This is a genomic window from Pseudocitrobacter sp. 73 (assembly GCF_008369545.1).
Classification (GTDB): domain Bacteria; phylum Pseudomonadota; class Gammaproteobacteria; order Enterobacterales; family Enterobacteriaceae; genus Pseudocitrobacter; species Pseudocitrobacter vendiensis.
Map to the genome: position 1 here is coordinate 1 of NZ_VTZO01000031.1, position 12,681 is coordinate 12,681.

Annotated in this window: 12 protein-coding genes and 1 pseudogene; 9 read left to right on the forward strand and 4 right to left on the reverse strand. The window is 51.0% G+C overall.

Annotation, left to right across the window (positions count from 1 at the left end; translation table 11 throughout):
• Positions 1–30: 30 nt before the first annotated feature.
• Positions 31–3,015 carry a Tn3 family transposase gene (locus F0Q32_RS22900; protein ID WP_032666414.1) on the reverse strand — a complete coding sequence of 995 codons (2,985 nt, stop codon included), beginning with the start codon at positions 3,013–3,015 and terminating at the stop codon, positions 31–33.
• A 159-nt stretch (positions 3,016–3,174) separates the two neighbouring features.
• Here F0Q32_RS22900 and F0Q32_RS22905 point away from each other — a divergent pair, with 159 nt between their 5' ends.
• The 4 genes from F0Q32_RS22905 (at position 3,175) to F0Q32_RS22920 (ending at position 5,567) form a co-directional block, all read left to right on the forward strand.
• Positions 3,175–3,759, forward strand: a complete 585-nt coding sequence (locus F0Q32_RS22905) for a recombinase family protein (RefSeq protein ID WP_012695450.1) — start codon at positions 3,175–3,177, stop codon at positions 3,757–3,759.
• Between the two features lie 184 nt (positions 3,760–3,943).
• Positions 3,944–4,501: an OsmC family protein gene (locus F0Q32_RS22910; protein ID WP_000108589.1), complete on the forward strand. Its 558-nt coding sequence runs from the start codon at positions 3,944–3,946 to the stop codon at positions 4,499–4,501.
• A gap of 141 nt (positions 4,502–4,642) precedes the next feature.
• Entirely contained in the window at positions 4,643–5,224 is a 582-nt protein-coding gene (locus F0Q32_RS22915) for a TetR/AcrR family transcriptional regulator (protein ID WP_020277920.1), read from the forward strand.
• 4 nt (positions 5,225–5,228) lie between these two features.
• Entirely contained in the window at positions 5,229–5,567 is a 339-nt protein-coding gene (locus tag F0Q32_RS22920; RefSeq protein WP_021242988.1) for a carboxymuconolactone decarboxylase family protein, read from the forward strand.
• A gap of 29 nt (positions 5,568–5,596) precedes the next feature.
• Here the strand turns inward: F0Q32_RS22920 and F0Q32_RS22925 are convergent, their stop codons facing one another.
• Positions 5,597–5,926: a co-chaperone YbbN gene (locus F0Q32_RS22925; RefSeq protein ID WP_021242987.1), complete on the reverse strand. Its 330-nt coding sequence runs from the start codon at positions 5,924–5,926 to the stop codon at positions 5,597–5,599.
• Between the two features lie 213 nt (positions 5,927–6,139).
• Here F0Q32_RS22925 and F0Q32_RS22930 point away from each other — a divergent pair, with 213 nt between their 5' ends.
• The 3 genes from F0Q32_RS22930 (at position 6,140) to F0Q32_RS22940 (ending at position 8,852) form a co-directional block, all read left to right on the forward strand.
• Positions 6,140–7,246: an alkene reductase gene (locus tag F0Q32_RS22930; RefSeq protein WP_021242986.1), complete on the forward strand. Its 1,107-nt coding sequence runs from the start codon at positions 6,140–6,142 to the stop codon at positions 7,244–7,246.
• Positions 7,247–7,311: 65 nt separating this feature from the next.
• The gene (locus F0Q32_RS22935) at positions 7,312–8,013 is read left to right on the forward strand and encodes a DsbA family oxidoreductase (protein ID WP_001194072.1); all 702 of its coding nucleotides are present in this window, start codon (positions 7,312–7,314) and stop codon (positions 8,011–8,013) included.
• A gap of 65 nt (positions 8,014–8,078) precedes the next feature.
• Positions 8,079–8,852 (forward strand): SDR family NAD(P)-dependent oxidoreductase, encoded by a 774-nt coding sequence (locus F0Q32_RS22940; RefSeq protein ID WP_004729618.1) that lies wholly within the window; start codon positions 8,079–8,081, stop codon positions 8,850–8,852.
• Between the two features lie 185 nt (positions 8,853–9,037).
• On the opposite strand, the gene F0Q32_RS22945 is transcribed toward F0Q32_RS22940, so the two are convergent.
• Both F0Q32_RS22945 and F0Q32_RS22950 read right to left on the reverse strand, forming a co-directional pair.
• On the reverse strand, positions 9,038–10,261 hold the full coding sequence (locus tag F0Q32_RS22945) for a MalY/PatB family protein (RefSeq protein WP_023287190.1): 1,224 nt from the start codon (positions 10,259–10,261) through the stop codon (positions 9,038–9,040).
• 133 nt (positions 10,262–10,394) lie between these two features.
• The gene (locus F0Q32_RS22950; RefSeq protein ID WP_001567390.1) at positions 10,395–11,264 is read right to left on the reverse strand and encodes a DMT family transporter; all 870 of its coding nucleotides are present in this window, start codon (positions 11,262–11,264) and stop codon (positions 10,395–10,397) included.
• A gap of 240 nt (positions 11,265–11,504) precedes the next feature.
• Between F0Q32_RS22950 and F0Q32_RS22955 the strand changes: the two genes are divergently transcribed.
• Together F0Q32_RS22955 and F0Q32_RS22960 are read left to right on the forward strand one after the other, a co-directional pair.
• Positions 11,505–12,257, forward strand: coding sequence for a S9 family peptidase (locus F0Q32_RS22955; protein WP_004729622.1), 753 nt, complete (start codon positions 11,505–11,507; stop codon positions 12,255–12,257).
• Positions 12,258–12,283: 26 nt separating this feature from the next.
• Positions 12,284–12,597 (forward strand): annotated as a pseudogene (locus F0Q32_RS22960) (Tn3 family transposase); the annotation flags it as partial.
• Positions 12,598–12,681: the final 84 nt, after the last annotated feature.

Here is a 12,681-nt window from a genome sequence, read left to right on the forward strand (position 1 = left end):
GGGAGTGACCATCTCATTAATTATCCCACGCTAAGACTGTTTTTTGTACAAAGCGGTATCGACTGTACGTAATGAGCGGTATTTTCCGGATCCCAGCTTAAGATTATTACGCCAGACGTAATCTCCACTCAGATTGATATGTTCCCAGCCCAGGGGAGAAAGATGAGAGACCAGTTGCTCATTTATCGGGATACCCTTTCGTTTTAGTGACTCAATAGCTCTTTCTATATATACCGTGTTCCACAACGTGATCGCTGCTGTCAGTAATGTCAGCCCGCTGGCGCGATAACTCTGATTCTCCAGCCCACGATCCCTTATTTCACCCAGACGGTGCAAAAAGACCGCTCGCGCAAGGGCATTACGGGCCTCACCCTTATTCAGCCCCGCCTGCACGCGTCGGCGCAGACCGGGATCACGGAACCAGTCCAGCATAAATAGTGTCCGTTCGATGCGGCCAATCTCTCTCAGCGCTTTGGCAAGTCCATTCTGTTTTGGGTAACTGGCTAACTTTTTCATCATCAGTGATGCGGTGACTGTCCCCTGCTTAATCGAGGTTGCCAGGCGCAATACCTCATCCCAGTGCGACTCAATGTCTTTGATATTTAGGCAGGTTGTTGATATGACAGACTGAAGCCCCGGATAGCGCTCGGCCTTTCCATGAATAAACAGCCGCTTGTCATGAAGATCACGGATCCTTGGCGCAAAAGCGAATCCCAGCAGGTGCATCAGGGCGAAAACATGTTCAGTGAAGCCTGCGGTATCGGTGTAATGCTCGGTAATTTCCAGATCGCTTTCATGGTACAGCAGGCCATCAAGCACGTGGGTTGAGTCGCGCACCCGGCTGATCACTTTGGCGTAGAACGGGCTGTATTGGTCTGAGATATGCGTATAAATCTGCACGCCCGGCTCCTGACCATATTTAAGATTGACCTGACCGGCATAACGTCCGTGACTGCCTACCCGAAAGTTCTGCCCGTCTGACGACGATGTTGTCCCGTCGCCCCAGAATGCGGCCAGAGGCCGCTCTTTCTGTGCGTTGACCAGCTCGGCCAGTGCCGCTGAATAAGTTTCATCCCTGATGTACCATGCCTGAATACCTTCGAGTGACGATCTTGTGGCCCCAGGGCAGGATTCCGCCATTTTTGTCAGCCCAAGGTTGATGCCGTCAGCCAGAATGGTGGTCAGCAACAGTCTTCCGTCTTTTGGTCTGACGTTATTATTTTTGAGGTGCGCGAAGTGACGCGTAAATCCCGTCCAGCTATCAACTTCTTCCAGTATCTCCGTAATTTTCGGATGGGGAAGCATGCCATAGACCAAATCTGCAAAGGGCGAAACACCTGAAGGAACGCTGTTCTCCAGTGGAGTGATTTTTACGCCTTTATCTGAGATATCTACATCGGGCAAATCACCGGCAAGCGCCATCGCGTTAACTTCTTCCAGCCGAGATGCAAGAAGAGTCATACGGGCCTGAAGGTATGCCTGGCTATCGGTCTGAACGGCCAACTGTAACTGGTCATTATGTCGGGATTTCTCAAACTCAGCAGTCGGGATGAGATAATCATCAAAATTTTTGTAGCGGCGCGATCCTTTTACCCAGATATCACCGGAACGTAATGCACCCTTGAGTTCATTCAGTACGCAAAACTCGTAGTACTTGCGGTCGATGCCTGAAGGCGTGAGCACCAGTTTTCGCCAGCTTTCAGGGATAAACCCTGTTGGCGCTGATGGCGGCACTTTACGAAGTTGTTTACGGTACATTTCCGTTATGGTGTCCAGCGCATCGCTGAGCGCCTGCGCCGCAGGTGTCGCCATGAACTGCAATGCTGACAGCATACGCGGGGCATATTTACGCAACGTACTGTATTTTTCGGTGATCAGATGAAGCGCGTCGAAATTGCCCTTACGGGAAAGAAACCGCGTTTCTTCCACGCTGTTGATGAATTCCTGCCAGGGAAGGACATCTTCTATTGCAGTCCAGGGATCTTCCCCGGATTCTCTGGCGTTAAGTAACGCCTGCCCGACGGTAACGTACTGCTTCAGCTTGCTCTGAATAAGCTTTCTCGTTTGCTGGAGCCGTTCGGCCTGCGTGCGTTTTGCCCTGCTGAACAGACTACCCAGGATACGCTCGTGCAGATCAATCACTTCGTCAGTCAGGGTGGCCCTGGCCTCTGTTATTATACAAACCAGCGTAGCGTAACGTCTGACATCGGTGAATTTTGCCAGGTCCCTGCTGCTCATTTTCCGGCCCTCACGCGCCAGTTTAAGCAACCTGTTCTGGTGAACGGAAAGTGCAATACCATCAGGCAACCCCAGCGCAGCGATGGAATTAAGCCGGTCGATATGTTGCAGCACATTTTTACCGTTTATTTTACCCGGAGGCTGTAGCAGCCATGCCAGACGGGAAGGTTGTTCACCCTCTGATATGAGCAGGCTGTCGAGTGCTGATTTATGCTGCTTTTCCAGTTGCGCGGTAAGTGTCGAAAATACCGATCTGTTAGCGAGCGTGACGACTTCGGCAAGCGTCCGTTCGATCACTTCAACAGAAGGGAAAATAACATTATTGTTATGTAGCCAGCTGAGCATTTCTTCCGCCAGCATAAATCCTTTGTCAGTTCGCATGGCATAGGGGTGCAGATGACGGATACAGTCTTTTTGCATTGACCGGCTGAACGGGGATAGTTCCAGGTAGCGATAAAGTTCGGTCAGATGTTCCCAGCGGGTTTGCTCTCTGGATGCATATTCCGGCCATAAATCAGGCTGAAGTTTCAGTCGGGAAGCAACCCTGGATACAACGCCATTGTGAGGAGCACTGCTTTTGTCCGGAATAAATCCAGGTCCACGCAGATAACAGAGTAATACAGCAAAGCCCAGGCGATTCGCTGGCCTTCGGTGCTTATTAATGAGCGCAATATCCGGTTCGTTCAGAAAACACATTCGGGTCAGAATAATTTCATCATCTGGTATAACCAGTAAGCGTTCCTGCTCTTCGCTGCTCAGTATCTGTCGCCGTGGCATAAATGCCTCCCTCGCGTATAGTTTTCATCTGTTATTTGTTCGCTGTGACCGAAACCGGTCGGTTTCGTACACCACTTACAGCACATGTCCGAAACTTAGTGAAATTAATTTCGGACACACGTTATAATTCGGACATCCATTTCGTACGGAAAGTTTCCCATGTCACGTGTTTTTGCCTACTGCAGGGTCTCAACTCTGGAACAGACCACAGAAAACCAGCGTCGTGAAATTGAAGCGGCGGGTTTTGCCATCAGATCCCAACGACTTATTGAGGAGCATATCAGTGGCTCGGTTGCTGCCAGCGAACGCCCCGGATTTATCCGGTTGCTAGATCGCATGGAAAATGGGGATGTACTGATTGTCACCAAACTTGACCGTCTGGGTCGTAATGCGATGGATATCCGAAAAACAGTAGAGCAACTGGCGGCTTTAGATATTCGCGTTCATTGTCTCGCACTCGGAGGCGTTGACTTGACCAGTCCGGCCGGAAAAATGACTATGCAGGTAATTTCTGCTGTAGCGGAGTTTGAGCGGGATTTGCTGCTTGAGCGAACGTATTCAGGTATTGCGAGGGCAAAAGCGGCTGGAAAACGCTTCGGTCGCCCCCCCATCCTGAGCGAGGAACAAAAGCAAACAGTGACAGAGCGCCTAAATGCTGGCATCAGTATCAGTGCTATTGCCCGGGAATTTAATACCACCCGCCAGACTATCCTTCGGGTAAAGGCTGGATTGCTGCAAGAGTGAGCGGCTGGGAAGATTATAAAAAAATCAAATGGTTATTATGAAATAAAACAGCCTGCTGGGTTCTTTTCCCCCTATTTTTTATAAAAGAGTAGACAAAAGAGGTTCGCGACACTAATCTACCAACTAGATGATTGGTGCTGGTTACACCAGCTATACCTTTTATCAAGAAATTACAGGAGCCATTATGTCTACTACCGTTAAACCTTCTGCAGACGCAGCTGCGATCCACAATACCCGTGAAGCAGTTCGCAGCCAGCCTGGCCTGGGTAACCTGACTTTCCAGATGAAAGCCCGTTCCAGCGGCGGATTAACCGTTCGCACAGAGACCGGCGCCACAATCCAGAACGGCGTTATCGATACCAGCCGTGTGGGGAAATTTTCTAATATCGGTGATGAACCCGCAGGTTTACTCGGCACCGATACCGGCATGAGCCCGACTGAATACATCATGCAGGCGCTGGCTGGCTGTTATACCGCCACCCTTACCATGATGGCTGCTGAAAAAGGGATCGACCTGGACGGTATCGAGCTGGATCTTAATTTCGATATCAACCTCAACGGCTTCCTTGGGCTGGACAGCAACGTGCGTAAAGGTGCGAAATCTATTCGCGTCGATGTTCACCTTACGAGCAAGACCGCCAGTCGCGAGGAGTTAGAAGCGCTGGTCAGCGAAATGCAAAAGAATTCGCCAATCCACGATACTCTGGCTAATCCGGTTGAAATGATTACACGCCTGGCGTGATGTCAGAGATGTAATGCTGCCATTCAGAATGCAGGATGGCAGTGACGTTCAGCTCTGCACGATACTGAGTCAGTGATACAACTTGCTACGGAAAAATAGCAACAATATAATCTATCAACTAGTAGATTATATGGAGTAATTATGACAACCATGACACGGGAACGGCTGCTCAGCGAAGCAGAACACCTGATGCGCGAAAAAGGGTATTCAGTATTCAGCTATGCTGATTTATCAAAAATAGTGGGTATCACCAAGGCCAGTATTCATCACCATTTCCCGACCAAAGATATTCTGGGTGAGCAGGTGGTAATACAGGCGTTCTCTGATACACAACGCGTATTTGAGCAGATAGAGGCGACTGAGAAAAGCGCGGAGAGAAGAATTGCGGCTTACATCGATATCTTCGCGCAAAGCCATAAAGCTTCGCTACTGCCACTGTGTTGTGCGTTGTCAGCAGAGACCGCCAATCTGCCTCAGGCAATTACTGTACAGACATCACTTTATTTCGATATGCAAATCGAGTGGCTCACAAAAGTCGTCAGGGCGGGCATGGAGTCAGGTGAGTTTTCATCCCATGCCGAACCATCAGATATTGCTTTGATGATCATTAATGTCTGTGAAGGCTCAAGCGTAGTGGCGCATGCAACGGCCAGACCCGAAGTCTTCGCCAACAGCCTTAAGTATATAAAACTGCTTCTTAATACCCCTCATTCAGGAGAATGACACTATGCTGGACTGGAACAACTATCGCTCAGAGTTAATGCAACGTTTAGGCGAGTTGGGCAAACTGACCCCCGAGACCATGAAAGGCGTGGTTGCCCTGGGCAACGCAGGTAACAAAACTGACCTTTTGGGCGCAAAAGTGCGTGAACTCATTGCCCTGGCGTGCGCAGTCACAACCCACTGCGACGGCTGTATTGCTTTTCACGCCGACGCCGCTGTGAAAGCCGGTGCAACCGACGCTGAAATTGCTGAAGCGCTGGGCGTGGCGATTAACCTCAACGCTGGCGCGGCGGTCATTTATTCAGCCCGCACTCTGGATGCCGTCGGTCAGGCACGCGGTTAAGCATTAATAAATTCCACGTTAAAAGGGCATTACTGCCCTTTTTTTATGTCCGCAATAGCCTGAGCATATACCGATGCAGGTTTCACACCCGGTATGCGTTTAACTAATTGCCCTTCATGAAATATCAGCACAGACGGCAGCCCCCAGATCTCGTATTTGGTTGTCAGCACCGGCGCCTGATCTACATTGACTTTCCCCACCTGAATATCTCTATCGAGCCGGTCTGCAAACTGACTGAACATTTCTTCGCTGGCCTGACAGGGCGGACACCAGGGTGCAGAGAAACGTACCACCGATATTCCGTTGTACTGCTCTATCTGGCGGAAATTATCTTCGTTATAAGCTGTTAATGTACGCATGGTGATGACCTCGCAAAATGAGTGACAATTCAGAAATGGCTGCGTTATGACAAAAAAATACGACACAGCCATTGACCTACCTACTAGATGGTTGGTATATTGCCACCCATCAGATGTTTATGCAACTCCAGTGCGCGACGTCCAGTCGATGATACTGCCGGGCTGTGCAAATCCCTGCCGGGATACTCCTTTTTGTTTTTTGTGAGGTATACGATGAGTAAGCTTTTCACCCCCTACAATCTGTCTGGCCTGGCGTTAAAAAACCGTGTAGTCATGGCACCGATGACCCGCACCCGCACCATGAATGACGTGCCGGATGAGGTCGTGGCTTTGTACTATGCACAGCGTGCTTCTGCTGGCCTGCTCATCACCGAAGGGATGCCGGTTTCAGAAGAAGGCCGGGGTTACCTTTATACCCCTGGTATCTACAACGACGAACACGTCCAGGGCTGGCGTAAGGTGACACAAGCGGTTCACGCCAAAGGTGGCCGTATTTTCGCGCAGCTCTGGCACGTCGGCCGTATGTCTCACGTCTCTCTTCAGCCAGGCCACATAGCGCCGGTTTCAGCGGGCACCGTTCAGGCGGTCAATACCACCGTTTTTGCGCTGACCGAATCCGGAGAACCGGGCCCGGTTGTACCAAGCCAGCCACGCGCGCTGGAAACGCATGAAGTTAAACGCATCACTGCAGACTTCGTGCACTCCGCACGCCTGGCGATGGAAGCCGGCTTTGACGGCGTGGAAATCATGGCGGCAAACGGATTCATCTTTGACCAGTTCCTCAGTAGCGAACTGAACACCCGCACCGACGAATACGGCGGCTCGGTGGAAAATCGTCAGCGTTTCCTGCTGGAGACCATTGACGCCGTGGCGGAAGCCGTGGGTAACAGCCACGTTGCCGTGCGCCTGTCACCGTTCGGCCGCATTTATGACCTCGCGCCGTATGAAGGTGAAGAGCAAACCTGGTCAGCCATCACCGACGCGCTCGGTCAGCGGGAACTGGCCTACGTACACCTTTACTATCAGCCGGTGTACATCAAAGCGCCACTTCCGGAAGGCTTCCGCCGCCGTTTTCGCAACACGTTTAAAGGCACCATCATCGCTGCCGGCGGTTTTACCCGTGATATCGCAGAGCAGGCTCTGGAAGATGATGAGCTGGATCTGGTGGCATTTGGTGTGCCCTACATCGCTAACCCGGATCTGGTTGAAAGAATGCAAAACGGCTGGCCACTGGCAGAAAGTGACCGCGCCACCTACTACGGCGTCAGTGGTTCCCCGGAAAAAGGCTATACCGATTACCCGGTCTGGCAGGCGCAATAAATCCCATACGGTCGCGGTTCTCTGATAAGTGAGATCCGACCGCCCAACGTCTTTGAGGAATCATTATGCAAACGCTGAAACCCACCCTTACCATCGATATCTGGTCAGATTTGGTCTGCCCGTGGTGCTGGATTGCTAAAAAAAGATTTGAACAGGGTCTGAATCGCTTTGAATTTCGCGACCAGGTGGTGATCCGCCATCACAGCTACCGTCTGGCCGGTGGTACTCCCGCGATGCCTTTTAAGGATGCCATCGTTAAAAAGCTGGGCAGTCAGCATTCAGCGGAGCTGATGATGAATCAGGTGGGCACCGCCGGTAAATCTGAAGGTCTGATCTACAACTTCGACGGCATGATGTTTGGTGATACAGAAGATGCACACACCCTGCTGGTTGCCGCGCGTAAGGCCGGAATTGCGGACGCGGTGGAAGAACGTTTTTATCATGGCAGTATCACCGAAGGTCGCTCTCTCTTTGACCGTCAGCAGCTCGTTGCCATGGCCGTAGAAGCCGGTATGCCGAAAGCTGACGCTGAAGCCGCCCTGGAAAATGACGATTTTCGCGCCACCGTTTCCGACGATGAAGCCCACGCACAGTCTATTGGCCTCAGCGGCGTTCCGGTTTTTGTGATGAACGAAAAATATGCCATCAGCGGGGCTCAGGCAGCAGATAACTTTTTGAATGCCCTGCGTCAGGTCTGGGATGAACAGCAAACCGAATTTTCAGCCACTGCGGGTCAGACCTGCGGAACGGATGGCTGCAGTATTTAATCCGTCAACCGCCGGCAGTTTCACGCTGCCGGCAACGTCTTACCCACCAGTAATGGAGTCAGAAAATGAACACTTTTTTCAAAGGTAAAAAACTGCTCGTCGTCGGCGGTACCAGCGGCATGGGCCTGGCCGTGGCACGCATGGTACTGGAAGCGGGCGGCAGTGTCGTGCTGACCGGGAATAAAAAAGACAAAGCCGAAGCGGTGCAAAAAGAACTGAGCCCTCTGGGACCGGTTGCGGTCATCGCGGCGAACCTGATGACCGAAGAAGGTATGGAAACTATCCGTCAGGAAATTAATGCTCACCATCGCGATATCAGCCTGATGGTGAATGCCGCCGGTATCTTCATGCCCAAAGGATTTACCGAGCACAGCTTTGCCGATTATGACATGTATCTTTCGCTGAACCGAGCCACGTTCTTTATTACACAGGATGTCGTGAAGAACATGCTCGCCGCGAAGCTCGAAGGGTCTATCGTCAACGTCGGTTCGATTGGTGCTCAGGCTGCACTGGGTGACTCGCCGGCCTCGGCCTATTCAATGGCAAAAGCGGGTCTGCATGCCCTGACGCGTAATCTGGCGATTGAGCTGGCCAGCGCGGGTATTCGTGTCAACGCGGTGTCTCCCGGGATTGTTCATACGCCGATATACGAAGGCTTCATGGACAAAGCGGATATCGCAGATGCTATGAAGTCGCTGAACGATTTCCACCCGCTGGGACGCGTCGGAACTGCCGAAGATGTGGCAAACACTATTCTCTTCCTGTTGTCTGACAAAACCTCATGGGTGACGGGCGCTATCTGGGATGTCGATGCGGGCATCATGGCGGTCAGACGATAACCCCGTGACGCTGGCATAAGCCGCCCCTTAAGGGCGGCATTTTTTTGTCGCCAGACATGTCATCAGCAGGCTTCACTAAGAATATTCACGACCTGTTCATCCGTGCCTTTTGTGTTCCCGGCACAGGGTGTTATGCCGGGTTCTGACGACATCCTGACAGGACAAAACGGCCAGAGAGAAAGGGGTTATACACGATGAGGAGCCGGTATCCGCAGTACCTGTGAAATTCTTTTCATCCCTGCTGTCAGCATACTCCGTGGGCAGGCCAGATTTAACCGGATATATCCGTCCCCATTGTCGACAAACAGCAAGCCCCCTTCAAGAAGGACCCCTGACTCCCGGGCAAAATACAGCGATAAATCCTCACCTGCGGTGTCGGGCAGGTAGCGGCTAATATCTATCCAGGCCAGATATGTCCCTTCGGGGATCGAGAACCTGGTTTCGGGTAAATAGCTTTTGAGATAGTCGTGCAGGTACTGGAAATTGCCGTCAATATATTCCCTCAGATGGACAAGCCAGTCATCACATTCACTCCACGCCGCTTTGTTTGCTGCCAGGCTCAGTGGAGAGATGAACTCGTCGTGTCTGAGACGCCACTCGCTTCTGACACCGGGATCCGGAATAATGATATTTGCCAACAAATTCCCGGCCAGATTGAATGTTTTACTCGAGGACATGCAGGTAATAATGCGTGTAGAATCAGGGAAAAGAGAGGCGGCCGGTGTATGACCGATACCGCTTCGGGACAGGTCGCAGTGAATTTCGTCAGATATCACCCAGATGTCATTGGCCAGGCAAATTTCAATAATCCGCTTAAGTTCATCAGGCCGCCAGACTCGTCCGGTCGGGTTATGCGGATTACACAGGAAAAGAATTTTCACACGTAAATCGGCCTGACTGGCTTTGCGTGCAAAGTCTTCCCAGTCAGGTTCCCAGCCGCCTGCTGATTTTTTTAACGCCGAGTACACCACGCGACGCTGACTGTATTCACCCGCCTTTTTAAACGGGCCATATGAAGGCGTCATAATAAGAATACTGTCATCCATGTCGGTCAGAAGCGGGACGAGACGGTTCAGCGCGGGAATAATGCCCGGAGACAGCACAATGTCTTCCGTTTTGAAACGGTGACCATATTGTCGCTCACACCAGCTGCCAAAGATCTCATAGTATTCTTCGTCGTAGATTTTAGTGTAGCCGAGTATTTTTCTATCCAGACGGTCTCTGATGGCCTGAAGAATCGGCTCTGGTGTGGCAAAAGCCATGTCAGCAACCCAGAGGTTGATTAGCCCTTCTGCCGGATACCGCATTGCAAATTCGGACTGTCCCGAAAACAGGTATTCCCGCCAGCCGTCCACGGTGAGACTGTCTGTTTTCTCTCTGCTTACGTACTCATCAAAATCATATTTCATTTCATAAACCTGCCTTAGGTGTAGTCAGAAACGTCGACCTCAGTATTACTGTCAGTCTGATGCCGGAGCGGGAAAACTGGCTCGTGTGATTAACATAAGAGAATCATCACAACTGCATGAATTAATTGCGTTATTAAGGTTCTCTCGCCTTTGTCATCGACTGACGGGGGGATTTCTCGCGTGTCACCATCACAATGCCAGTCAGCACCGCCAGGGCAGAAAATATCGTTCTGACCGTCAGTGATTCATCCAGGAATACCACACCCCCTAGCATTGCCAGACAGGGAACGCTGAGCTGAAGGGTACTGGCGGTGATAGAGCCGAGAGAGGGTAAAAGGGTATACCACAATACATATGCACCGGCTGAGGCGGCGGCACCGGACAGCAATGACAAAGCAATGCCCGCAGCATCATAGTGACCCTGCTTCATAAACAGCAACGAAAGAGCGAGAGCCATCGGCGTGGCGAGTACAAAATTTGCCGCCGTTGAAGCCCCGGCCGCCTGGCCCGCCCTCCCCCTGACGGAATAGGCGGCCCAGGCTAATCCGGCAACGATCATCATAAGTGCACTGTAAAGCGGCGGTGCCTTCGCCCCGGGTAACAGCAGGGCAGCAATTCCTGCCAGAGCAATAACTAAACCGCAAGCCCGCATAACGGAGAGTGATTCCCCTTTAAATAATCCGTGGATCACCATCGCAAACTGTACGGCACCAAAAAGTAACAGCGCACCTGCCCCGGTATCGAGATGGATATAGGCGACAGAGAAGAGCACTGCGTACACCATGAGGTAAAATCCGCTCAGCGGACGCCACAGCGATAATGTAGTTTTTGCGTGATAAAACAAGAAAGGTGACAGGACGAGTGCACCACTGGCCAGCCTGAGGCTGCTGAATGAAAGGGGATCAATGTGGCCTCCCTGCAGGGCCAGACGGCACAGAATAGAGTTTGCAGCAAACGCCAGCATTGCCAGGGATATTTTAAGAATGAGCGCGCAATTGGCCATTCAGTGAGACCTCATAAAATTCTTGTAAACTACCATCTAGTTGGTAGCATAGCGTAAGTGATCACCGAACAGGAAGCAATAATCAGCTTTCAAACTGGAAGGTGAGGACAGGCATTCGGAATGAATTCTGTTTCACATCCCCAGTAGAGGAAGGAAAACGCGTAATGCCAGATGCAGAGCAGAAGATTATTTTTCCCTGCGATCAAACATATGAAATCAGTTTAAGACCTGGAATATCCTATGAAAAAACTAAAATTTACGTTCAAAAATGCGGCTGGTGAAGAACTGGCCGGATTGCTTGAACTTCCTGAAAATCCTAAAGCGTTTGCGCTGTTAGCTCATTGTTTTACGTGTGGCAAAGACCTCAAAGGCGCGGCGCGTATTGCGCGGAAACTGACAGAGAATGCTATCGCCGTTCTCCGGTTTGATTTTACTGGTCTGGGAAACAGCGAAGGGGATTTTTCCAACACCAACTTCTCATCCAATATTTCGGACCTGCTTTGCGCGGTAGATTATCTCCGCCGACAGTACGAAGCGCCTTCTTTGCTCATCGGCCATAGCCTGGGGGGATCGGCCATTCTGTCTATTGCCGGCGAAGTTCCTGAGGCAAAGGCCGTTGTCACCATAGGATCACCCGGAGAACTGACACACGTAAAACGTCTTTTTAAGGATGATGTTGAAAACATTAACCAGCATGGAGCCTATCCCGTTGAGCTGGCCGGGCGGGTATTTACCTTAAAGAAACAGATGCTGGACAATATTCAGGAACACAAAATCGCTCATAAGGTGTTCGCCATGAACAAGCCTCTGCTTATTTTTCATGCGACTGAAGATGATACTGTGTTAATTGAGCAGGCCGAAAAAATATTCAAAGCAGCAAAGCATCCCAAGAGTTTCATTTCGTTGGGTAAGGCGGATCACCTTCTGACTCATGCTCAGGATGCTGAATACGTTGCCGATATCATTATATCGTGGAGCGAATGTTACCTATAAACAGAGTAAATGCGTTCAAACTCGTAGCGCAGAGGGCGATTTTCTGCAGAGATCGGACGCTGTTTATGCTGGACTGATTTTGCGATAAAGGCTTAGGCCGATGCATACAGGCGGGGCTGAATAAGGGTGAGGCCCTTGGGCGAGCATCCTTCATGCACCGGCTGAATGAAATCAGGGATCTGGGGGTGGGAGGATCAGCGTTACCACGCCACCGGCGCTGACACTACATACGGCGGCGATAACACTCTGGAATACGGTTTATATAGAAAGAACCATTGAGCCGCTTAAGCAAAAAGGAGTCCCTGTTAATGAACTGCTGGTCTCTCATCCTTCTCCACTGCTGTACAAAATATAGTCTTAGCGTGGGATAATTAATGAGATGGTCACTCCCTCCTTCCCGGTACTATGCTGAGGACAGGCTTTC